Source organism: Caballeronia sp. HLA56, assembly GCF_054655155.1.
Genome location: NZ_BAAHOB010000004.1, coordinates 504,739 through 528,050 on the forward strand (window position 1 = coordinate 504,739; position 23,312 = coordinate 528,050).

Below are 23,312 nucleotides of genomic sequence, written 5' to 3' on the forward strand. Positions count from 1 at the left end.
ATCTGAACGCGCCCATCATGCATCGAGAAATTCAGTACTGTGAAACGGCCGTGCCGAGTCGCTTACCCTCAACCTTCGGCTTATCCTGCGGACGATAAACGCGGGCAGGCAGAAATGAGGTGCCGTAGTGACGCGCGAAGTCCAGCACGGTGTCGCCTGCGCGCGGCTCGTAACGGTCGGGATCGGCGATCATCGCGCGCGGGTTGTCCGGCACGATCAGTTGGGGAACGCCGCCGTAGAAGGTCAGCGCGCGGGCGATACCACTCAGCCAGTCCTCCATCGTCTCGGCCGGCGTGGCGCATGCGAATGTATAGCTCGATGCGCCCATCGCGGCCACGAAGATGTGCGCGCGGCGCCCTGTGGTCAACGGCAACGTGGGACCGGCGAAGTCGACGAATAGCTTCTCGCCAGCACGGTGGATCTGCCGCATGGAGCGCTTCAGCCGTTTCGCGAACGCCTTATAGTGCTCGCAGAACTGCGTGTAACGGTAGGTCTTCCGATTCGCGAACTCCGCCTGATATTCCTCCCACAACAACGTCAGCGTCACGCCCTTGCGGCGCAGCTCTTGATGAATGCGACCGTAGTCGGGCTGTGCATAGGCTGCGGGTCCGGTGGGCTTGCCAAGAAGCCGTCGCTCGAGCTCGTCTTCGTCCATATCACAGGCGATCGCCCAATCCAGCCCGGCGGCACCCGCCAGTCCGACATACTTCGTGACCACGCCCTTGGAAATGCCCAGCGACGCGGCGATTCGATCATGCGAGAAACCGCCGTCGAACTTAAGTCGTAAAACGTCCTTGATCATGCGCATGTTCATCCGGTGCGCGGGCATGCTCTCTCCGGCAAAAGCCGGCGAGCATAGCTCGCGTGGTTGATGTCATGCGCAATGCCATTCCTGTCGTCCGGTCCGTTCGGTCACGTTCCCGAAACGGCCGGTCACGTTGCCGAAATCGCCGGTCACGATCCCGAAACGGCCGGTCACCTTCGTCCGAAATACGCATTAGCACTTGCAGCTTGGAAATGCGCCCTGTAGGCGCGGCGCTTATTGTGTTGCAGCTGTGCGTCTCATGCAACCTGCTCAACGATCTACTACCTCGCCAGCGCGCGGACTACCCAATGGCCCGGGCCAAGGCCCTACCCCTATACCGCCCGCCAAAGACTGCTTCACTACTCTTAGTTTCAATCGCTCGTCGTTCTTCGCCAACAAAAAACCCCCGAGAGTTGGATCGATGTGCAATTCTTAGGGTTCAGTTCATATGAAAGCGCGCTTAACTCGATGCGTCGCAGCCAGCCATTGCCAGTCATGCGGAGTTTTCCCAAGTTCTAAAATTCGTGTTCTGCATCCGCTAAGTCATGTCTACGACCTGCTTGATTATTCCATGCGCCACGAAACGCGGCAAATACGTCGGGAGCCATCGGCTGACTAATGAAATAACCCTGAGCACTGGTACAACCCTCCGAAACAGCGAATGCATATTGATCAGCCGTCTCGACGCCTTCCATCGTTACCAGCAAACCGAGACAGTGGCTCATGGTAATGATGGCTCGAGCGATAGCAACGCTCTCCGCATCTACCGGGATGCCTCGTACGAACGATCTGTCGATTTTTAACCGATCGAATGGAAATTTTCGAAGATAGCTAAGGGACGAGTACCCGGTTCCGAAGTCATCCATCGAAACCCGGACTCCCATGCCACGGAGGTGGTTGAGCGTTTCAATAGTCGGTCCAATGTCCATAAGCAACACGCCTTCGGTCACCTCAACCTCCAGGCGCTGTGCGGAAATATTGCTATCCCGTATAGCCGATGCGACTATCGAGGCGAGCGACTTGTCAAGAAATTGAGCCGGGGAGAGATTTACGGCCACACCGATTTCATCCGGCCACGTCGAAGCTTCGGCGCACGCGGTTCGCAATACCCAGGCGCCAAGGGGCACGATAAGGCCAGTCTCCTCGGCGAGACCGATGAATGTCGCCGGTGCAATCAGTCCCTGCGTTGGATGGCGCCAACGCACCAAGGCCTCCGCAGATGTGATGCGTCCTGTCGCAGTATCGATAAGGGGTTGGTAGTGCACTTCGAGCTGACCTTCGGACAGAGCCGCGCGTAGCCCCGCTTCAAGGCTTTGCCGTTCCTGAAGTCTCTCGTGCAGGAAGTTTTGGTAACGTCGGAACGTTCCCTTGCCTTCGCTTTTCGCTAAGTGCAGTGCAAGATCGGCGTTTCGCAGTAGCGACGTGGCATCTTTTCCATCGTCCGGAAACAGCGCAAGTCCGACGCTGGCGCCAATATGGATGGTTCTACCGTTGAGATCGAGTGGTCGAGCACTCAGCTGCGCAATGATCTCAGCTGCAATATCGGCGGACGAAGTGACGCTTGCGTTTCCCGTTAGCATCACAATGAACTCGTCACCGTCTAATCGCGCAACCACGTCCTTCTCTTTTGCGAACGACGACAGGCGGACAGATACCTCTTGGAGCACGGTGTCTCCTACTGCATGCCCGAACGTGTCGTTCACGATATTGAACCCATCAAGGTCGATTAATAGGATGGCAAGTTCATTTTCCGAACGTTGTTCAGACGATGTGTGCCGTTCGAGTAGCTCGGTAAACTTGGTGCGGTTGTGCAGACCGGTCAGCGGATCGACAAACGCAAGCCTGCGCATCTTTTCTTCCGTGTGAAGCCGTTCCCGCTGGTCGCGAACTGCAATGACTGTTTGCACCTTGTGTCCGAGGGGAACGGTGGAGCGCAACACGCGCACTGGAATGACGGTCCCGTAGACGCCGGAAAGGTTCGCTTCCCGTTCTTCGTTTTCGGCAAGGTCGGTAAGTTCAAGCCCTGGAAGGAGTCGACCGATTCCACTTCCCGTAAGATCGTCTTGGTTGAAACCGGACAGGCGCTCAATGCTGCGATTTGCCGCTATGATGACATCGTTCTGCGTTATGAGTAGCCCCTCAAGCGCCACGTCGGCAAGATCACGCAATCTTCTTTGGTCTTGGCGAATTCTGGCCTTAGCCGCAAGATCGAAGCGCCAACCCAGAAGTGCTAGCGCGATAAGCGCCAGGGAGATCCCCGCAACAATTGGAGTAATTGTTTGAGGAGCAACAGCGTCCGCTGGAAACTCGACACTCGAATCGTGCGTCAACGTCATTGCCGCCATGCCGAAAAAATGCAGTATGGCTATCCCCAAAAGCATCGAGGGCGCGCCACACATCCGCAGTAGCCGGCTTCTACTGACGACAGCCATCATGGACAAGCCGAAGATTGGCAGGCTGACTATTATCGATGGGATGACAAGCGTCAGATCCCATCTAACCGCTCCTTGCACCAGATACGCGCTCTGCCCGATGTAGTGCAGTGCTGCGACGCCCACCCCAATGATCAACCCAGCCATGAATTGCCGTGGGCCACGCTTACTGTTTATGGAAACCGCTACGCCGCCGCCAATTCCCAGAATGGCACACGTGAGCGAGACTGCTGTGAGGATAGGCTCGAAAGCCACCAGCATGTTTGGCTGATAGGCGAGCAAGACGATGAAGTGCGTTGCCCACGCTGTACAGCCGCTTGCAATCACGCTCGTCAGACCCCACTGCGTCCTCGCTGCGCCGGTCGAGCGCGCAGCATGTCGAGCAATAGCAAACGAAGCATAGATGCCGGCAGCGCACACCAGCCCGGCAACGAGCATTATGTGACCGTCGTGCGCCGCTACGATGCAGTCCAAGACCTGCGCGATCAAGGAGTGCCGCACGTGATCATGCATCCTTTATCCTTATTACCGGTATTGTCTCGCGACGTGAAGTTCGCAACGCGGGTGCTCGCATTATGTGGTCGGCTACAGAACATTACGTTCGACGAGCAATCCATTGCAGGGACGCCCGTTACCAGGACGGAGCGTTGGCGTAACCGTTCTCTGATGGCAACAGCAGTCAAGGGCTTGTCGAAAAGGTACCCCTGTCCGATCGCACAATCGCTCTCAGTGAGGAACGTTCGCTGTTCGTCCGTCTCGACGCCCTCAGCAAGAATGTGAAAGCCCAACGCGTGCGCGAGGGTAATAACGGCCTTGATGACCGCCTCGCCTCGCGGCGCCACCCCAATCGCTTGGACGAATTTCTGATCTATCTTGATACGATCTATGTCGACGCGCTGCAAAGAGGCGAGGCTGGAGTAGCCTGTGCCAAAATCATCGACCGCGATCGATACTCCGATTCCCTTAAGGCTTCTAAGTGTCTTCTCAGCAACATCGATATCGCGTATCAACGCGCCCTCGGTAAGCTCGATTTCTAGCAAAGGCGGCGGAAACGCGTGCGAGTGCAAGGAACGTTCGATCATCGATAAGAAGCCGGGGTTTTCCAGCTGCACGGGAGACACATTCACGCTGATTCGCGTAGGCGGTAGCCCTGTGTCGATCCACGTCCGTGCTTCCTCTATCGCGTTATTCAATACCCACTCACCGATTGCATGAATCAGTCCATCTGACTCGGCAATCGGTAGGAAAGCGGCAGGAGGGATGTTTCCAAGCACCGGATCGTGCCACCGTAACAGAGCCTCGGCGCCAACGATTTTCCTCGTCACCATATCGACCTGTGGCTGGTAATGCAGCTCAAGGGCCTTGTTTGACATGGCGCTCTGGAGGCGGGTCTTAAGTTCCAGACGCTTCGCAGCTGCTAAATGCAACCGCACATTGAAGTGTTCTATTCGATTGCGTCCTGCAGCCTTCGCGGCGTACATCGCGACATCTGCTCGACTCAGAAGCGCTTGCGGATCATGACCATGATCAGGGAATGTGCTGATGCCGATACTGGCGCGCACGCGTATCTTCTGCCCAGCCAGAGCGACCGGTTGATTTATCTCGTCAATGACTTCCCTGGCCAGCACTCGGATAGCCTCGGCAGGCGAGCGGATGGAGACGATGACGAACTCGTCTCCACCGTAGCGAGCGATATCTTCGGTGGCTTGGTCCGTCACCTCTTGCAGTCGAGTAGCGATAATCGTCAGGAGTTGATCTCCGACCCGATGGCCTAGGGAGTCGTTGACAACCTTAAAATCGTCTAGGTCAATAAAAAGGACGTTGAGCGAGTGACTCGGAGCTCGTGCATCAAGTCGCAAAGCTAAATGTGAATTGAGGGTGCTCCGATTCAACAGCCCAGTGAGAGGATCGCGTTCGCTAAGGATCCTCAAAGCTTTTGATCGCTCGGCTAGCTTGAGTGCGGTGCGGTAGCTTGCAAGACCCAAAGACAATGGATACACGACCAACATCGGCAAACAAGCTAACAGGGTTGTCGCGTCGGGGATCCACTGCGGTTCGACTCGCGAACCGAAGGAGGCCGTACCGGCTAACGTCCCTAACAGACAGAGCAGCGACCCTCTGGCCAACTGGCGCCACCCTCCTGCCGCAACATTGTTCATCATGAACATAAGCAGAACGAGGGTACTGGGAAGCCACGTAAAACTCATCACCGCGACGGACGTTCCGCTCACGAAGTCGTCCAAATACATATTACGGCGCTCCGCGTTGGCGGGGTGCTGTGACCGACGAGCGAACCAATATGCAGCGTGAGGCCAGACGACGCAATACAACGCGATGTAGCCCTTAGCTATATACGAAGAATGCTCGCGCCAGAGGATCGTCTGGACAAAGACAAGCCCTAGAGCAAGACCAACAGTCCGTAATACGTACGCACGCCGTGCAAAGCCGAGCCCACGTATAGAAGTTGTTTTACGAGCATTCATCATGAACGATCAGTGCAGGACGAGGTTTATCGAAATCAGAACGCTTGCCAATCGTCTGTCACGGGCTGCGTCAAGCGTGGAGAGCTCACGTTTGGACGAGGCTTCGGAATACCGTGGTTGCATGCTTTATCGCGTTCGATTGGGTTGGCTTTTTTCGGCTGGATCTGTAGATTCGCCTCCGGCTGCCTGCTCGCGGTACTTCGCAGCAAGCCGTCCAACTTGAAGACGGAAACCAGATCGCGCAGCGCACTAGACTGATGGGCCATTGACTTTGCGGCGGCGATTCCGAGCTTCAACCCAATATTTATTTTTCTCAACGCTTTCATAGAAAACCTAATTTTCGTTTCCGCGGTGAGCAAATAGGGCCTCGTTCAAAGGAGAGCCTCGTTTCCGCGCCATGTCTGCCTTACGGCAGCGCGCTGACAAACTTTAATTTTTCCAAATTTTTCGTTTTCGTTTGTCATTACCGACGACAAAAAAGAAAAGGCCGATCTGAGGATCGGCCAAAAGCAGCTATTACGCAGGTAGTCAAAGCAGGTCGACCGAAGCGGTGCTACGACACGACCATTCAATTTCAAATTTCTAGTTTTGCCGATTTATCCGAATTTTTGTTTGCTCTTTCTTATGATTATTAATAACATTCATATCGCATTGGCCATCTGAGTCCCATACATGGAAAACGATCCGATTCTGACCACCAGACAAGCAGCGAAAATCCTTGGTGTGTCGATCCGTACTGTGCAAACGTGGGTAGAAGAAGGTGCTATTGATTCCTGGAAGACTCCTGGCGGACACCGGCGAGTCCGAGAGAGCGCAGTGTCCGCGCTTCGCGAGCGGCGAGTGGTCTCACCAACGCAGACCGTACACACTGTGCTTGTCATCGCAAGCGAGGCGGCGGCAACCCGATGCAGTGAATGCGTCGCCGACCTACCCACTGTTCGGGTCAGCGTTGTCCACGACGCCTTATTTGGACTGATCGAGGCAGGGCATCAGACGCCGGCTGTAGTGGCTTTGGAGATCGATCGTTTAGACTGGGAAAGGATCGCCTTGCTTAAACGACTTCTCGCATCTCCTAGGCTTGCACATTCGCGCGTCGTTGTCATGTCGGCGCTGAGCCCTGACGAATTGAAATTCGATCTCGGTGATGCGCAAATACGTGTGGTGAGCAAGCATGCCAACGATGCGGAGTTGCGAGCGGCGATCGCGCCATACAGGGAAAGTGCTACAGACAAGGAGTCTTCGCAAGAACTTGCGCGTTTGCAGGCTTTGGCGCGAACGCATTTAGTGAACAGCCCGCAGCAGGAAGAATTCGATGCAATCGTCGCAATGGCAGCGAGCATTGTCAAGACCCCGATCGCGCTTATTACGCTACTCTCCGCGGAGCATCAGTGGTTCAAAGCGCGGTACGGTCTGGATGTCCAGGCGACACCCCGAGCACACGCGTTCTGCAATTACACCATTGAGCAGGACGGCGTCTTCGTCGTCGAGGATGCGACCGCGGACGAGCGCTTCAGTGGGAATCCGCTCGTACTCGGCGAGCCTGAGATTCGATTCTACGCTGGGGCACCAATAATTGACTATGAGGGATACCCGCTAGGGGCGCTTTGCGTTATCGACCGATATCCACGGAGGATAAAAGCCTCGCAACTGACAATGCTGCATACTCTCGCAGCCCTTGCCTCAGACAAAATCAACTTACATACACGCGACCGACAGCTCAGATGGGCGAGGAATAGCTGACGCATTTGCTTTGCTGCCTGTGACCATGCCTCGATTTCACGTACAGCAGAAATTTGCTAATTCCTGTTTGTACGGAGGTTCTAATGTCAGAGAAGCTAGTGCCAAAGCGGCAGTACACAGACGAGTTCAAGGTCGAGGCCATTAGGCTTGCCGAATCAGTTGGGCAGCACGAAGCCGCGCGTAGGCTTGGGGTGCCCGTAGCAACCTTGGGCAATTGGAGTCGACGCAGTCGCAATGCTAAAAGTATCGGCGAAGTCGACAGTCACGAAGTGAAGAGCACGCGATCGACGCGCCCGATCAACGAACTTGAGGCGGAGAACAGCCGACTTCGGAAAGAGCTCGCCAGTGCGAGACTCGATATCGAGATCCTTCGAAAAGCGACGGCGTACTTCGTGAAGGGGTCGCGGTGAAGTACGCATGGATCGACGAGCACCGCGGCCAGTACAGTGTTACTCGGCTGTGTCACGTCTTGACGGTGTCGCGCAGCGGATATTGCCAGTGGCGTAAGCGCGTGCCAAGTCAGCGAGCGCAGGCCAACGCCGCGCTTGATCGGGAGGTGGCAGCGATTCACCGGGCCAGTCGTGGCAGCTACGGCCGTCCTCGGATCGTAAGGCAATTAAGGATCCAGGGCCAGCCGGCGAGCGCCGAACGCGTACGCCGTAGTCTGCAACGCCTAGGGCTGCGGCCGGTCTATAAACGCCCGTATCGGGTGACGACGGATTCGACACACCGCTTACCGGTTGCCCCCAACCTGCTTGATCGTCGTTTTGACGGCTGGCAGCCCGATCAGGCTTGGGTCAGCGACATCACGTTCATCAGGACCGGCGAAGGTTGGCTATACCTAGCTGCCATTCTGGATCTGGCAAGCCGACGCATCGTAGGTTGGTCAATTTCAGAGCGCATCAACGCGGAACTGGTCTGCCAGGCACTGCGCAGCGCGTGCTGGCACCGTAAGCCCGCGCTGGGGTTGTTGCTACATTCCGATCGCGGAAGTCAATATGCAAGCCGGGCGTACCGAAAACTGGCCGCTGACTTCAAGATGAACGTTTCGATGAGCCGTCGCGCTAATGCATGGGACAACGCGGCAATGGAAAGCTTCTTCAAAACCCTGAAAGTCGAGCGAATCTATCAGGTTCGCTACGAAACGCGCGCGCAGGCTCGTCTGGATATCGTCGACTGGATCGAGGGCTACTACAATCGACAACGCCTGCACACCTCTATCGATTTCTCCACTCCCGTCGATTACGAGGCTAGGATGATCGCTGCATGACTTGCTGTACGTGGAAACGAGGCAGGATCACTGCACGTCGCGACACACGGTACGTTCGTTTCGGCGACGCTAGGCGTGGCTATCCATTTGCTGGATGCCTAAGTTGACCGCAATGTGCGCTTGTGTTCGGTCTTGCAAAGTGTGTGCCGATCGTGCAAGCGCAACTCAAGGACAGGCCAGAAGTAATCAAAGCTCCTCGTTCCACAACGGCGGCATGGACGCTGTCGCGTGCGCTCTCATCCAATTTTCGAAAGCTTCGCGTTGGAGCGGGCGGCTGATGAAGTAGCCCTGCGCCTCGTCACAGTGACTATCCGCAAGCATGGCGTAGAGCTCTGTATTTTCGACACCCTCAGCTACCACCTTGTAACCAAGGTCGTGCGCAAGCTTCATCGTTGAATTGACAATCAACGCGTCACGGTGACTGTCCTGCATCGACGATACAAGCGTACGGTCGATCTTCAGCACGTCCGCCGGCAGCTTGTAAAGCTGCGTGAGATTGCTGAATCCTGAGCCGAAATCATCGATTGCGACACTGATTCCCACCTTGCGTAGGCGGTCGAGAGACGCGGCCGCGGTGTCAGGGCTCTGCACTACAGCGCCTTCAGTTACCTCGAGTTCAAGACACGCCGGCGAGACGCCGTGCCGGGAAAGGCCATCCGTTACCCGCTCGACGAAATCAGCCCGGCATAGGTCAGACGCTGCGATGTTCACCGAAACTACGAGTCCGGGAAAGGTTTTTTGCCAGTCCGCCAACTGACGAATGCTCGCATTCATGACCCAGTCAGTGACGAGTGCGATCAGCAAAGTCTGTTCGGCGATCGGAATAAATTCCACAGGCGAAATATTGCCAAGGCTTGGATGCTCCCAACGCAAGAGTGCCTCTGCACCTTTGCATGCGTTGTCTGAAAGACGGATGCGCGGTTGGAAAACGAGGTAGAACTGCCCATCGCTACCAAGCGCACTTTTGATCGAATTCAAAATGAGAAACGCTCGCTCCCGGCTTTGCTTCATTTTGCTGTCATACAACAAAGCCGCTGCACCCGATTCCCGAGCAGCGTCTGCTGCTGTGATGAGTTCTCCCAGTAAGCGAGAAGAATCAGTGGGCGTGGTCAGCGCGGCGATGCCTGCGGCCGATATAACCTCAACAGGGATTGAGCGGTTAAGCACTAAAGGACTCGCGTGGCTAGCGACGCATTGTTCTGCAAGCAGTCGAGCATTGTCGAAGCCGCCTGTCACCAAAAATGCGTATCTTGCATAGCCCACTCGGTACAGCGTCACGTCTTGCGGAAGAGCCGCCTTCAGTCTCTCTGCGGTGATGATCGCAGCGTGGACAGTTGTCTCGACGCCTAGCGCCACTGGAACAGCCCCCAGATAGACCGGACACAGTCTCCCACTTACATAGCGGGTAGGCATAAGACTGTGTATATGACTAACAACAAGAACGAAGTAATGGAAGTGTTGACGGGACCTGAGCGCCGACGGCGCTGGTCGGCTGATGAGAAGCTGGCGATGGTTCGGGAGACGTTCGAGCCCGGCAAGACAGTTTCGATGGTGGCTCGGCTGCACGGCATCAATCTGAAGCGCACCGGGTTTTCCGGAGACCTTTACTCCTGAGAGAATAGAGTCATGGAAAACCTCGACAAAGCAAAACGGAAGACGGCGCCGAAATATTCGGCGGAAGTGCGTGAGCGCGCGGTTCGTATGGTGTTCGAGCATCGTGCGGAGTACGCGACGCAATGGGAAGCAATCCAGTCGATTGCCGCCAAGATGGGTTGCTCACGCGAAACGTTAAGAAACTGGGTTCGTCAGGCTGAGAGCGATCGTGGTCTGCGCGCGGGCCCCAAGACGCAGGAGCAGGACCGCATCCGCGAGCTTGAACGTGAAGTCCGGGAACTGCGTCAGGCCAATGAAATCCTGCGCAAGGCCTCGGCATATTTCGCACAGGCGGAGCTCGACCGCCGACCGAAGTGATGATTGCCTTCATTGACGATCACCGGTCGGCGTATGGGGTCGAGCCGATCTGCAGGGTGCTGCCGATCGCCCCGTCGACGTATTACCTTCATTCGTCTCGACGCGCTGATCCGCGTCGGCTGCCGCCGCGCGCGCAGCGCGATGCACTGCTGTGTCAGCATATCCGGCGTGTATGGGAAGAGAACTTTCGGGTATATGGTGCGCGCAAGGTTTGGCGGCAGCTATTGCGCGAAGGATTCAAGCTCGCACGGTGTACTGTCGAGCGACTGATGAAGCGGCTCGGGCTGCAAGGTGTGCGGCGCGGCAGATCGATTCGAACCACCGTCAGCGAGCGAAACACACCGTGCCCGCTTGATCACGTCCAGCGGCAGTTCAAAGCGTCAAGGCCGAACGCGCTGTGGGTGTCAGATTTCACCTTCGTGGCCACCTGGCAAGGCTTCGCTTATGTTGCCTTCATCGTTGATGTGTTCGCGCGACGCATCGTAGGCTGGAGAGTGTCAAGCTCAGCGCGTACTGACTTCGTGTTGGACGCGCTGGAGCAGGCGGTACATGAGCGCCGACCAGCCGAAAGTAACCGTTTGGTACATCATTCGGACCGCGGGTCGCAATACGTTTCAATTCGGTATACGGAGCGTCTAGCCGAAGCAGGAATCGAACCGTCAGTCGGCAGCGTCGGAGATTCATACGATAACGCACTCGCCGAAACGATCAACGGCCTTTACAAGGCAGAAGTTATTCATCGTCGCGGACCATGGCGTAACGTGCAGGCGGTTGAACTCGCCACGCTTGAATGGGTGGACTGGTTTAATCACCGACGCCTGCTTGAGCCGATCGGCAACATCCCACCGGCCGAAGCGGAAGCCCGCTACTATGAACGAATCGCTGGAATGCCGATGGCAGCGTAACTCCAGCAAAAACGTCTCCGAAATTCCAGGTGCGCTTCAGTGTTCCGTCCGAGGTGGTCATCTCCAACTGAACACGGATGTGTGGTGCTTGAGCGTGACCGCGTGATCGTCCTCGATCAGGCGGCAAAAGATGCAGGGGTGTTGGTGGGCATGAAGCGCGGTGGGGTGACGACGCTCGCGGCCGATGCGCTGATGTACGACCGTGACCCCGCGCGTGAACTGGACGTACAACGCGAAGTCGCGTTCGCCCTGCTTCGTTTTTCGCCGCAAGTTGCGTTACGTGAAGAAGAAACGATCATTGTCGACGTGACAGCAAGTCTTCGGCTCTTCGGTGGCATCGTGCACGTCTGCCGGCAGATTCTCGAGATGGTGAGAACGATTGGCGTCACCGCCCGAATGAGCGTGGCGCCCACGGGTCAAGGGGCATGGTTGCTTGCTAAACGTGGCCATCGACGCGTGCTCAAGATGCGTTCGCTCGAACGCCATCTGGGTGAGCTGCCGTTCATGTTGGTCCCCGAAGTCCGGTCATTTGCCGAGTGGTTCAACGGCCTGGGTTGCCGGGTACTCAACGATATTCGACGCCTGCCGCGCGCGGGGCTTAAAAAGAGGTGCGGTGTGGATTTACTCGATTCGCTTGATCGGGCCTACGGCCTGTCGCCTGAAATGTACGCGTGGCTGGACTTGCCGCCTGCCTTCAGCACGCGTATCGAACTGCCCGATCGCGTCGAGCATGCCGAGGCCATCCTTTTCTCCGCACGACGCCTGATCGTGCAACTCTGCGGCTGGTTGAGCGCGCAGCAGCTCGCACTCACGCAGGCGACGATCACGCTCGAACACGAGCGAGGCCGCCAGGCGATCGAACCGACAGTAATCGATATCGCGCTCGCTGAGCCAACTTGGTACGAGGAACATCTGGTTCGCCTGCTCAAAGAACGACTCGGCCGCATCGAGCTGGAAGCGGCTGTCATTGCGGTGCGCCTGAGCGCTACGAAGGTTCAGCCCGCCGAGCCGCCCAGCGACTCGCTTTTCCCGGATCCAGGCGGCTCTGCAGAGGATCACAATCGATTGCTCGAACTGCTGGTCGCGCGTCTGGGATCCGAGAACGTCTTGCGGCCGGCGCCAACATCTGATCACCGGCCCGAACACGCGAATCAATGGGTGCCCGTACAGGCATCCACCAAGCCCTGCCTGCCTCCGGCCGATCTTCCGCGTCCTACGTGGTTGCTGGACGCGCCTGTGCGGCTGATGATCAAGAATCACCGACCATTCTATGGCTGCCCGCTCAAACTTGTCTCAACGGGTGAACGCATCGAAGCAGGCTGGCACGATGGTCAGTTGGTAACGCGCGATTATTACGTCGCGGAAGCCACCGACAACAGCTGTTATTGGATCTACCGTGAACGGCCGAGCGTGAAGACTGAAGAGGTCCGCTGGTTTCTGCACGGACTGTTCGGGTAATCGGTGTTGCCGTGGATCTGTTCTCCTCGACGCTTCCCGACTACGCGGAGCTTTTCGCGTTCACGAACTTTTCGTTTCTGCATGGTGCATCGCATGGTGAGGAGCTCGTGCTGCGTGCGTCGCAACTCGGCTACTCGGGACTGGCCATCACCGACGAGTGTTCACTGGCCGGCGTCGTGCGCGCACATGTCCAGGCAAAAGAAGAAAAGTTGCCGCTTGTCATCGGCTCGTACTTCCGGCTCGTGCACGCAGACAAGAGCCCGGCGTTCGGTCTGATTCTGCTTGCGCAAAACCGCAACGGCTACGGCAACCTGTCCGAGCTGATCACGCTGGGCCGCATGCGCGCGGTAAAAGGCACGTATCTGCTCACACCGCACGACATCTCGAAGCCAGACAAAGACTACGCACATCTACGCGGCGTGCCTGACTGTTTGGCGATTCTCGTGCCGGATTTCCCAGCGAAGGAAGAGGCGCTTTCAGCGCAGCTCGAATGGCTCAATGAGACGTTTCCGGCTCGTGCATGGGTCGGACTGATTTTGCATCAACGCGCGACGGACGACATTCATCGCGGCAGCGTCGAATACATCGCCGAGCGGCATCGCGTGCCGGTCGTCGCGCTCGGCAAGGTCGTGATGCACGTGCGCTTCCGAAAACCGCTGCAGGACACGATGACGGCGATCCGTGTCGGCAAGCCCGTCGCCGATTGTGGCTACGATCTCGCACCCAATGCGGAACAGCATCTTCGCTCGCGGCTGCGTCTCGCGAATCTCTATCCTGTCCACGCCCTTACTCAGACGCTCAACATTCTCGAGCGCTGCACATTCTCGCTGGATGAGCTGCGCTACGAATATCCCGATGAACTGGTGCCTACAGGCTTCACGCACGAAGGCTACCTGCGGCAGGAGACCTACATCGGCGCGCATAAGCGCTTTCCGGCTGGCATTCCGCATGACGTGCAGCAGCAGATCGAGTATGAGTTGCAACTGATCGGCGAGATGCGTTATGAAGCGTATTTCCTGACCGTCTATGACATCGTGCGCTTCGCGCGAAGTGAACACATCCTGTGTCAGGGACGTGGGTCTGCGGCCAATAGCGCGGTGTGTTACTGCCTGGGCGTGACGGAGGTTGATCCCTCGCGCGGCAACATGCTCTTTGAGCGGTTCATCAGCAAAGAGCGTGGCGAACCACCGGACATCGACGTCGACTTCGAGCATCAGCGACGCGAAGAAGTCATCCAGTACATCTATCGCAAATACGGGCGCGATCGTGCGGCAATCGCGGCAGCAGTTTCAACCTACCGGCCGCGAGGTGCGTTACGCGAAACAGGCAAGGCGCTGGGGATCGATCCGCAGATCGTCGACAAAGTCGCGAAGAGTCATCAATGGTTCGATCACTCGCAGGACCTCTTGCGTCGTTCGAGGAGTCGGGGCTCGATCCCGAAAACCCGCTGATTCAGATGTGGGCGAAGCTCGCCGCGGAGATCCTGAATTTTCCGCGACATCTGTCGCAGCACTCAGGCGGATTCGTCATCAGTCGCGGTAAGCTCACGCGCTTGGTGCCCGTCGAGAACGCGGCAATGGCTGATCGCTCCGCAATTCAATGGGACAAGGATGATCTCGAAGCGCTGGGTCTCCTGAAATCGACGTGCTCGCGCTCGGCGTGCTCTCGGCCATTCGCCGCACGCTCGATATCGTCTCAGAGCAACGCGGCGAGCGCTTCGAGATGCAGGACATTCCATCGGAAGATCCTGCCACCTACGAGATGATCTCGCAGGCCGATACGGTCGGTGTGTTCCAGATCGAATCGCGCGCACAGATGAGCATGCTGCCTCGCCTGAAACCTCGTGAGTTCTACGATCTCGTCATTGAGGTGGCAATCGTGCGCCCGGGTCCGATTCAAGGCGGTGCGGTTCATCCGTATCTGAGACGCCGAAAAGGACTGGAGCCGGTGACCTATCCAAGCGAAGCGCTCAAAACGGCCCTCGGTCGCACGCTCGGCGTGCCGATTTTCCAGGAGCAGGTGATGCAGGTCGCGATCCTGGCGGCGGGTTTCACGCCGGGTGAGGCGGATCAACTACGCCGCGCGATGGCTGCGTGGAAACGCAAAGGCGGCTTGCAGCATTACTACGATCGCATCGTCGGCGGGATGAAAGAGCGCGGCTAGGCGCTGACGAGGCGACGGCATGCGCTAACAGTGTCGCCATATTTATTCCGCCCAAAGGCTCAAAACCGTCCTTGACTTCGCGGTGGTGTCGATAGGCTGGTTTGTGACGCGAACGAACTCGCGTCGCTATCGTCACCTAAGCGAGGTCCCATGGAACCCAACAAGAAAGAGCCCGTCGACGCGATTAAGCTGGTCAAGTCGCTCATCGACGTCATTCAAGCATCCTTCGCGACAGCGTGGAAAGCGGTCCTTCTCCTCGGCGGTGCTGTGTTGATCGCCTACTGCTATTTCGAAAGCATCGTGCCCGAGGGTTTGTCGCTCGGCGATGCCTTCTTCCTCGCCTCCGCCGCGTTCTCATTCACTTGCATTGCGCTGATTGGCATCGGCTTCGGTGCCTTCGCGGCGTTGTGGGTGCTCAAGCTTGTCGTCGTCGCCAACAACTTCCGCCTCAAGCGCCGCGGGCAGCCGCCGGCCGCTTCGCTGCATCGGGCAGTCGATAACGGAGCAATGGTCGTCATGTCGTTGATTGCAACGCTCGCATTTGCCTCCGCGTTGTTTTTTATGAGAGATCAATCGCCCGATGCGCGCATGCACGCGACGTTGTTGTTCTTCGCGGCTGCTGGCCTAATCGGCGGGATCCTCCTGCTCATCGTCCCCACCACGGCACAGCGACCCAGCATTCGCCTGACCGTGAGTTTTCTTGCGATGACGATCTTCGGTTTGCTCGTCGCGACTCGCCCCGCCTTGTTGAATCTGGCAATGGTCAACCTCGGCGTGCGCTCGGCGCCCGGTCAAGTCGTCGTCTTCTCCGACGCTGAACACACGCAGTTGGCTGCGATCGCGACGGCGAGCGCAGTGAAGGTGCAGTTCTGCAAGCTTCCGACCACTGATAAGTGGGGAACGCGCGATGCCCGCGCCGTGTGGCATGGCGTGGGCGGCAGTTCCTACGTTCGGCTTTTCGACGAAACGAACGGGTCACGAGACGTTCTTGTGCGGGCGAACCGCGCGGATGTTGAGGTGATCCGCGGCGAGCGGACCGGCTTCGACTGCCCTCCGAAGGTGGCCGCTGCTTCGGTCGGGAAGTGCCAGTTTCGAACGTGCACCGCGCGGCAGCAGATTGTAGGGTCCACCCCTCAACCAGAACCCCGCCAGTCAAGCCTCTGCGACCAAAAACCGGCTCATAAGACGCCGCGCCCTGTTTCTAAGAAATGCGACGCCGTGCGACCACCTACTCTGTTACGAGATTTCGGTTCCCACCGCGCACCCTTGTCTAGCAGGGCTCCAACAAATTCTTGTGCGTAGCCTCACCCACCGAAGGCCGCCCACACGCACGTGACTACTCCACCCCTGTAAGGTTCGCTCCAAGATACCAATAAACCAATAAACCTATGGCCGCACGCAATGCTGGTTGGGTTCGACGTTTTGAGGTCGAACAACTTACTGGCAGCCACTGCCTATGGGCCGACGGAATCCACGAACTCCCCTTGTCGAAAAACACGGACGGCTCACTTCATTGGTTGTGACCATGAGGTCACGCGGTTCTGTATCCTCATCCCACTAAGTCGTAACTACTTATAGAATGCGCATCGCTAAGGGTATGCTTCCCATTCACTTTCACTGCTCAATGCCATGAACAGCCAGCTCATTGTTGTGGCGTCCGACGAAGTTGTGCGGGCGGCCAAAGAAGCCGAGGCCAAGCAACCGAAGAACGGCTTTGACTTCACGAGCGTTGCCGACAAAGCATTCAAGTTCTTTATTGGCGGCAATTTTGTCACGTCCGCCATCGTCGGCGTGGCGGAGGCTCTTGTTGCCTTATACAAAGCCCGCGAGAACGGGCTGAACATTGTCCAGATAAGTGAAACAGACGCAAAGCGACTGACTTTTCCTCTAGGGCACCCTCGACAGGGAACCCTTTACGTCGGGCATCCAGCGAAAGAAGAAGTTTACTTCGCGGTCGCGTCGTTTCATCGTCTTGCGTTTGAGCACAAATTCTCGGAGGCAATCAACCTGTTGATGAGCCTCGGTGCCTCTGAAATTAAGGTCGAACACGTCCGCGGATGGTCTCGCGAGTTTGCTGCGAATCTATCTGCTCCCATCCCAGAAGTGACGGTGCATGCGGAGCTCTCGAGTAAGCAGTCGAGCTCCTCAAGTTTGCTTTATGAAGCCTCTTTGCCGGGACAACGACTCCTCGCCTTCCGAGTGCGCTCGTCTGGTACCCGCACGAACCGACGTGGCAATCCATCGCAAATGGGCGAATGGAATACGGATTGAAGGAGTTTTCCTTGACCGTCAACTACGAGGACGACTTCGGTATCAATGAGGGATTGAAGCTGACGGCAACGAAAGCCGGACTTGAACTAGGAGGTTCATTTGAGGACCACCGCGCAACCACTTGGAAGTTACGCGGAAAATTCCTGTCTGAGCCGGACAAAACGCCGATGCAGTCTTGACGCAAACGACGGCGAACGCATCGAGAGGCGTCGAGTGTCCGACCAAGGAAGGGTTCTTCTAGGGAACGCGCTCTTAATGGCCTCCCGCATCCACGCAGAGAGAGCCCGGACCTCTCGACGTACTTCCTCGGTGAGAACGTCCGCGCCGATTTAAACAACCTTATCAACCCCGACAAGCTTGACGCGGCGCGTAACGACCTGCGAAGCGCAGCGGGAGCGTCAAGTTGAGTCCGCACAGCGGCGGCAGGCGAATGTTGGCGCTGCGTAAGCGGTGGAATGGCCCTACACCTTGCTGTCTTTCGAGAATCCGGACATGCCTCGATACCTGGTTCCATCTTCTGCGTTTCAGCTTGCCCTTGAATTGGCGAGAGCGGTGGTCGCTGGCAGCCTGCAACTACAGCAGGCCGAACGAGCACTGCGCGATTCCTAGTCTGAGCCGGACAAAACGCCGAAGCAGTCTTGACGCAAACGACGGCGAACGCATCGAGAAGGGCAAGGCTCTGCACGAGACGGTCGTCGAGAATCTGGACGCCGCCGTCCGGAAATCCCTGAAGTCTTCTGCGGAAGAACGTAGAGCGCGTCTTGCCAGTGCAAGCAGGCACCCAGAGCAAGTGGTCGTCCTGACCCGCGCATTCAGGCGAAATGCGGACGTCATCGCGGAAGTTCAGCTCCGAGCCGATGGGGCGTGCGAAGGGTGCGCACAGTCGGCACCGTTCCAGCGTGCAGACGGGACGCCGTACCTCGAGGTGCACCACCGCAGACGTTTGGCCGACGGGGGCGAAGATACCGTCGAGAACGCGATTGCTCTGTGCCCAAACTGTCATCGCGAGCGGCACTACGGAATCAACTACTCCAGTGAATTCGCGAAGTGAGCGCGCGCGGCTGCCGCGCCGAAGGTGATGTGGCGGGAGAGGTGATGCGGAGGGGCGAGGCGGGAACTGAGGGCGAAACGGCGGAGTTGCGTGAGGGAGGCAGCAAGGCCTTGTTATCAGATTTCGGTTCCCCTCGCGCGGCCTTGTCCAGCAAGGGTCAGGCAAAACTTGCCTCCAAAACCGGCAACTGCGATTGGCGGCAAAATCGACGCGCGCGAAGCCGTTGTAAGGGTTCGACGAGAGCGTCGGACAGGTAACGACGAACCTCATCGCCGAATCCGTAGCAGCATCCAAGCACAACTGTCGAGCCGCGCTCGTCTTTCCTGGCATGACCACCTCGGGGGCGCAACTTCCTGCGGTGCCGAAGCATCGATGTCTTTCCTCACAGCAGCGGTGTCAAACTCAACGGGAATTTGCTAAAACCATTCGACCGCCACCTAAGGTGACACCAGTTCTCGACCAGACATGAACGACGACTTTTTTATCACCCATCCAACGCCCGGCGGGTACCGACGGACCCTTGCGAGCCGAACGGCCACAATTTTGCGAGAAATCGAGTCGAAATACGGCAGCCGTGACGAGACCTACACGTTAGTAGGGGTTGAATTTGAATCAACCGGCCCACGAATCTGGTATCCGGGCAGCGCCAAGCACATCGCAATCCAGCTCTCGACGTCGGCGCAGGACTACTGGTTGCAAGCCGAATATCAGCTTGCCCACGAATGTGTTCACCTATTGGCCCCAAGTGGCGGCGTAAATGCACCGGTCATGGAAGAAGGACTCGCGACTCTCTTTGCTAATGATTGGCTTCTACGAGAGCACAACTATCCTTACACCCCGACTGATGCCCGATACGCTAGCGCATTGGAAGCTGTAGAACAGCTCCTCGCGCTATACCCAAATGCTATTACGTTGTTACGGAGCGTTGAGCGAGCGTTCTTCAAAATGAGCGTCGATACGTTTGAACAAGCAGGTCTTGAAAACGTACCGCCAGACTTACGCGAGCGGCTCGTGACGCCGTTCAGGGAGTACATGTTTGCCTGACCCGTACTTCGCTCACGGTCGATGATGGTCGCGGGCCAGCCCGCGACCATCATCAACGAGCTCTTGAACGTTCCAGTAGTCAGCGTCGCAGTTGAATCGTCTGCCCGCGAAAAGAGCCCCGTCCGCCCCGCGCCGCGGCGATTTGCGGCGCCACCTCCTTGAGCAGCCCGGTCAGCCGACTCGCGAAGTCGTCGATATCATCAACGCCCGCCCTCGGGTAGATGAATTCGCGGACCGACACCTTGGCTTCTTCGAGAATCGCTTTCGCCGCTGCATCGTCGATATCCAGCTCTGCCGTCAATTCGTCGGGAAACCGCTCGTAGTGCGGATTTCGGTGATGGTGATCAGTCGTTTCGGCGAACGTGATCGGTCTGGATGGTGGTGTTGCGCGGTCAATGGATTATAGCGACAGTGATCACGATCAAGCGTCAGCGGTTTCGGATTTCGTTTTCTTTCTCATCGAATCACCCTTGACCAGAAGCTTGTGGGCCTGATGCACGAGCCGATCGAGAATCGCATCGGCCAGCGTGGGATCCTGCAGCCACGCATGCCAGTGTTCGAGCGGCAACTGGCTGGTGATCACAGTCGAGCGCGTACCGACACGATCATCAAGTACCTCGAGCAGATCGTTGCGCGCGGCCTGGTCGAGATCCTGCAAGCCCCAGTCGTCGAGGATCAGCACATCGATCTTCGCGAGTTGCGCGAGCCGGCGTGTGAAGCTGCCGTCGCCGTGCGCGATTTTCAGTTCTTCGAACAGCCGGGCGACGCGCACATAGAACACCGAGAAGCCCTGACGGCACGCCTGCTGGCCGAACGCGCATGCGAGCCACGTCTTGCCTGCGCCCGTGGGGCCGGTCAGGATCAGATTCTGCGCATTGCGCACCCAGTCGCAGCCGGCGAGCGTGGCGACGATGCGCGGGTCCAACCCGCGGCTTTGCCGGTATTCAATGTCCTCGACGCAGGCCTGTGGGTTCTTGAGCTTCGCTGCGCGCAGCAAACGTTCGAGTCGCCGCGTATCGCGCCAGGCCAGCTCGCGATCGACGAGCATGCCCACGCGCTCCTCGAATGACAGGCTGGTGCTGGCCGTGAGCGTCGACTGCTCCTCAAACGCGCGGGCCATGCCGTCCAGTTTGAGCGCCTTCAGCTGGGTAAGGGTGTGCTGCATCAACATCGTGACCTCCTTCGGTCAGTGGTAGTAGTCGGGACCGCGTACGTTCTCGTGCTCGGGAGAGCGCCATTCGGTGAGGCTGTTCGGGAGCGAGGGCTGCAGGTCGAGCGCGGGTACGCCGTGCCAATCGCCTCAGCCAGTCCCTTCAGGCCGTCGACCACCGCGATCAGGATGTCCTGGCAGCCCCGGGTCTTCAGTTCGTTGAACACTTTCAGCCAGAACTTCGCACCTTCGGTCTGTTCGATCCACAGGCCGAGCACATCGCGCTGGCCGTCGGCCTGAATGCCCAGCGCCAGATACACCGCCTTGTTGCTCACCACGCCGTCGCCACGGATCTTCACACGCAGCGCGTCGAAGAACACCACCGGGTACATCAGCTCAAGCGGACGGCTTTGCCAGGCGAGCGCCTCAGCCATGACTTCGTCGGTGACCGAGCTGATGAAATCGGGCGAAACCTCGGTGCCATAGGCTTCGGCCAGAAACGCCTGGATCTCGCGCACACTCATGCCGCGCGCGTACATGGCGATGATGCGCTCGTCGAAACCGGTAAAACGGCGCTCGTGTTTCGGAATCAGGATGGGTTCAAAACTGCCGTCACGATCACGCGGCAATCGACCCTGAGCGGGCCATAATCGGTGATGAGCGTCTTGCCGCTGGCGCCGTTACGTTCGTTGTCCTGGCCGTCGGGTTTCGGCTGCCCCGCCAGGTAGCCCAGATGCATCTTCATCTCGGCGCCCATCGCGCGCTCGATGAGTGCCTTGTTGAACGCCAGCATCAGGTCCTGGACCTCGGTGGGCGTCATCGGGCCTTTGACCAGGTCATCCAGCAGCCCTTCCGGAAGGGCAGGCAGCGGCCCTCGGGCCGCTGCCTGAAAGCAACGGTGCGTTTCTTCTTCATCGGCATATCATGACTTTTACCTCTGATAATATGCCTCGCCCACAGAATTACGGATAGGTCCTAGCCGCCTCCCCGGCGAGGGAACTTTCTTTGCTGCTGCAAAGAAATCACCGAAGAAAGCAACTCGACCCTCCGCCCGCTGGCTGGATAGGTGATCTAAATTAACGATACAGTGGCTGCAATAGACCTTCCTCGCCTGCTTACTCGCATAGGCAACCTAACGGTCACGCGCTCAAATCCCAAGCCTTAGCAGACCGCGCTCATTTTTTCGGTCATGCGCTATTGCGCCGAGCACGCTATAACGGAACCCGCAACGTACAAGGACCCAGCCACCTAGAACGTCTCCGAAAGTTTGCTAGGCCCTGACCCGCGCAAGCGCTTCGAGGCAATGCCTTGGTCTCGTACCGACCAAGCTTGACAGTCAAAGCGCAGAACAAGGTGGGGGCCGCGTAATTTGGATGCTGGGTCGCTCGATGTGACTGAACATGCGCTCGCTGCGGAGTTTCGTTCCTACGCTCTTCGCGCCCGCAGCGCGCGGCCGAAGAACAAGCGCGATCCACTTGTCTTCGTTTATTCAAGCGCTTGACCGTTAGGTTGCCTGTGCGGTCTTTTTATTCGGGGAACCGTCTCCTGGTCACTGTATTGCTAATTTACATCACCCTACCAGCCAGTGGGCAGAGGGTTGAAAGCTGCTTTCGTTGGTAACTTTATTTGTAGCAGCGAAGAAAGTTGCCCCGCCGGGCAGGCGGCTACTGAGTGAGGAGCGGGACCAGCAGTTCTCGCCCAAAACGTTAAACCCGAAATCAACCCCATTCGCTCCCAAGATTCGCAATCTGTTCGATTGGCGTGCGCAGGCGCGGCGCGCCTTCCCGCTCGGCCAACCCATCCGGCATCCCTTTGCATCCCCATGATGCGTGATCGAGATCATCGCCCGGACCTTGAATCGCTCGGGGAATCTCGAACGCTTCGCGAAGCATTGCGTCGAACCGCTCATGGATTGCGCAGCAAGTCCCATCGAATGTGCCTGTGAAAACAAAGGCATGACCGCAGCGCGCTGCATCGTAGCTCACAGTGCCGTACTCGGTGCCCTTTGACGTCTGCGTGTCCGCGACCACAGCAATCAGCACCCGCTTGTTCACATTCAATCACTGATTGAACAGCACGAGCGTAGCGATTGCACGACCGAACGCCGGCCGATTTACACCCTTTTCGAACACGACGAAGCGCCACGATTGCTAGTTATACGCCGACGGCGCGCCCCTTCCAGCAAGGTGAGCACTGCCGCGTAGTCGACGGCTTGGACGGAATACGCCGCAGGCTCCAGCGTCCCGCACTAAGCGGATGAATCTCGATGTCGGTTGGAGCAGGTCGATTAGTCATGAGTTTTTCCTGTGTAGTCGAGAGTTGGAAACGTCGCGCAAACCAAGTGCATGGACTGCCGCCAAGCGAATTGCTCCATTCAGCCGCATCGCGCCGCATAGGGCGAGGCTATCCAGTGCATGGGAAAACAATATTTTTCCCTCTAATTTGACTTGGTAGATTGCATCGAAGGTTGGGGCACGCAAGACCCGCCTCAATGGATGCATGCCCCGCACGGATCTCGTTCCTTGCCTGCCAAGGGCAGGCGGACTGCAACCACCGCTCAAGGAAAGAT

General features: G+C 57.6%; 16 protein-coding genes, 4 pseudogenes and 1 other annotated feature. Of the genes and pseudogenes, 11 read left to right on the forward strand and 9 right to left on the reverse strand.

The features are described from left to right. Positions 1-67: 67 nt before the first annotated feature. From istA to ACYQ47_RS18315, 4 genes and pseudogenes are all read right to left on the reverse strand, one after another. Positions 68-808, reverse strand: a pseudogene (gene istA, locus ACYQ47_RS18300) (IS21 family transposase); the annotation flags it as partial. A gap of 512 nt (positions 809-1,320) precedes the next feature. After that, the gene (locus ACYQ47_RS18305; protein WP_459906329.1) at positions 1,321-3,750 is read right to left on the reverse strand and encodes a bifunctional diguanylate cyclase/phosphodiesterase; all 2,430 of its coding nucleotides are present in this window, start codon (positions 3,748-3,750) and stop codon (positions 1,321-1,323) included. After that, on the reverse strand, positions 3,723-5,723 hold the full coding sequence (locus ACYQ47_RS18310) for an EAL domain-containing protein (protein WP_459906330.1): 2,001 nt from the start codon (positions 5,721-5,723) through the stop codon (positions 3,723-3,725). The genes ACYQ47_RS18305 and ACYQ47_RS18310 overlap by 28 nt, the downstream gene beginning before the upstream one ends. Before the next feature lie 32 nt (positions 5,724-5,755). Further along, positions 5,756-6,079: a hypothetical protein gene (locus ACYQ47_RS18315; protein WP_459906331.1), complete on the reverse strand. Its 324-nt coding sequence runs from the start codon at positions 6,077-6,079 to the stop codon at positions 5,756-5,758. 313 nt (positions 6,080-6,392) lie between these two features. Between ACYQ47_RS18315 and ACYQ47_RS18320 the strand changes: the two genes are divergently transcribed. Next, positions 6,393-7,460, forward strand: coding sequence for a GAF domain-containing protein (locus ACYQ47_RS18320; protein WP_459906332.1), 1,068 nt, complete (start codon positions 6,393-6,395; stop codon positions 7,458-7,460). An 83-nt stretch (positions 7,461-7,543) separates the two neighbouring features. Continuing rightward, positions 7,544-8,730 (forward strand): IS3 family transposase gene (locus ACYQ47_RS18325; protein WP_459905946.1). Its coding sequence is split into 2 segments (ribosomal slippage): positions 7,544-7,838 and positions 7,838-8,730, totalling 1,188 coding nucleotides; the frame shifts between segments, so codons are not numbered across the junction. A 186-nt stretch (positions 8,731-8,916) separates the two neighbouring features. On the opposite strand, the gene ACYQ47_RS18330 is transcribed toward ACYQ47_RS18325, so the two are convergent. Beyond that, positions 8,917-10,086, reverse strand: coding sequence for a putative bifunctional diguanylate cyclase/phosphodiesterase (locus ACYQ47_RS18330; protein WP_459906333.1), 1,170 nt, complete (start codon positions 10,084-10,086; stop codon positions 8,917-8,919). Positions 10,087-10,179: 93 nt separating this feature from the next. Here ACYQ47_RS18330 and ACYQ47_RS18335 point away from each other — a divergent pair. The 9 genes and pseudogenes from ACYQ47_RS18335 to ACYQ47_RS18375 form a co-directional block, all read left to right on the forward strand. After that, a pseudogene (locus ACYQ47_RS18335) lies at positions 10,180-10,305 on the forward strand (transposase); the annotation flags it as partial. A gap of 51 nt (positions 10,306-10,356) precedes the next feature. Beyond that, positions 10,357-11,606, forward strand: a protein-coding gene (locus tag ACYQ47_RS18340; protein ID WP_459906072.1) for an IS3 family transposase whose coding sequence is annotated in 2 segments (ribosomal slippage) — positions 10,357-10,672 and positions 10,672-11,606 — 1,251 coding nt in all. Because the reading frame shifts where the segments join, the coding sequence is not laid out codon by codon here. Beyond that, positions 10,659-10,775: a sequence feature (AL1L pseudoknot), on the forward strand. (Overlaps the previous gene by 117 nt.) Before the next feature lie 84 nt (positions 11,607-11,690). Beyond that, complete coding sequence (locus tag ACYQ47_RS18345) at positions 11,691-13,064, forward strand: Y-family DNA polymerase (RefSeq protein ID WP_459906334.1); 1,374 nt, start codon at positions 11,691-11,693, stop codon at positions 13,062-13,064. A gap of 11 nt (positions 13,065-13,075) precedes the next feature. After that, positions 13,076-15,224: pseudogene (locus tag ACYQ47_RS18350) on the forward strand (error-prone DNA polymerase); the annotation flags it as partial. A gap of 153 nt (positions 15,225-15,377) precedes the next feature. Further along, a complete protein-coding gene (locus ACYQ47_RS18355; RefSeq protein ID WP_459906335.1) occupies positions 15,378-16,529 on the forward strand; it encodes a hypothetical protein in 1,152 nt (383 codons plus the stop codon). Positions 16,530-16,856: 327 nt separating this feature from the next. Further along, entirely contained in the window at positions 16,857-17,498 is a 642-nt protein-coding gene (locus ACYQ47_RS18360) for a hypothetical protein (protein ID WP_459906336.1), read from the forward strand. An 11-nt stretch (positions 17,499-17,509) separates the two neighbouring features. After that, positions 17,510-17,677, forward strand: a complete 168-nt coding sequence (locus tag ACYQ47_RS18365) for a hypothetical protein (RefSeq protein ID WP_459906337.1) — start codon at positions 17,510-17,512, stop codon at positions 17,675-17,677. Between the two features lie 251 nt (positions 17,678-17,928). Then, a complete protein-coding gene (locus ACYQ47_RS18370; protein ID WP_459906338.1) occupies positions 17,929-18,549 on the forward strand; it encodes an HNH endonuclease in 621 nt (206 codons plus the stop codon). Positions 18,550-19,014: 465 nt separating this feature from the next. Next, a complete protein-coding gene (locus ACYQ47_RS18375; protein ID WP_459906339.1) occupies positions 19,015-19,593 on the forward strand; it encodes a hypothetical protein in 579 nt (192 codons plus the stop codon). 79 nt (positions 19,594-19,672) lie between these two features. Here the strand turns inward: ACYQ47_RS18375 and ACYQ47_RS18380 are convergent, their stop codons facing one another. The 4 genes and pseudogenes from ACYQ47_RS18380 to ACYQ47_RS18395 form a co-directional block, all read right to left on the reverse strand. Next, entirely contained in the window at positions 19,673-19,894 is a 222-nt protein-coding gene (locus ACYQ47_RS18380; RefSeq protein WP_459906340.1) for a hypothetical protein, read from the reverse strand. Between the two features lie 120 nt (positions 19,895-20,014). After that, complete coding sequence (gene istB / locus ACYQ47_RS18385; protein ID WP_459906341.1) at positions 20,015-20,764, reverse strand: IS21-like element IS408 family helper ATPase IstB; 750 nt, start codon at positions 20,762-20,764, stop codon at positions 20,015-20,017. A gap of 98 nt (positions 20,765-20,862) precedes the next feature. Next, positions 20,863-21,658 (reverse strand): annotated as a pseudogene (locus ACYQ47_RS18390) (IS256 family transposase); the annotation flags it as partial. 803 nt (positions 21,659-22,461) lie between these two features. Continuing rightward, complete coding sequence (locus ACYQ47_RS18395) at positions 22,462-22,803, reverse strand: hypothetical protein (RefSeq protein ID WP_459906342.1); 342 nt, start codon at positions 22,801-22,803, stop codon at positions 22,462-22,464. Between the last annotated feature and the right edge of the window lie 509 nt (positions 22,804-23,312).

Coding starts and splice junctions, on each gene's coding strand:
- ACYQ47_RS18355 (WP_459906335.1), top strand. CDS start 15,378: ATGGAACCCAACAAGAAAGAGCCCGTCGACGCGATTAAGCTGGTCAAG.
- ACYQ47_RS18370 (WP_459906338.1), top strand. CDS start 17,929: ATGTTGGCGCTGCGTAAGCGGTGGAATGGCCCTACACCTTGCTGTCTT.
- ACYQ47_RS18310 (WP_459906330.1), bottom strand. CDS start 5,723: ATGATGAATGCTCGTAAAACAACTTCTATACGTGGGCTCGGCTTTGCA.
- ACYQ47_RS18360 (WP_459906336.1), top strand. CDS start 16,857: ATGAACAGCCAGCTCATTGTTGTGGCGTCCGACGAAGTTGTGCGGGCG.
- istB (WP_459906341.1), bottom strand. CDS start 20,764: ATGTTGATGCAGCACACCCTTACCCAGCTGAAGGCGCTCAAACTGGAC.
- ACYQ47_RS18375 (WP_459906339.1), top strand. CDS start 19,015: ATGAACGACGACTTTTTTATCACCCATCCAACGCCCGGCGGGTACCGA.
- ACYQ47_RS18305 (WP_459906329.1), bottom strand. CDS start 3,750: ATGCATGATCACGTGCGGCACTCCTTGATCGCGCAGGTCTTGGACTGC.
- ACYQ47_RS18320 (WP_459906332.1), top strand. CDS start 6,393: ATGGAAAACGATCCGATTCTGACCACCAGACAAGCAGCGAAAATCCTT.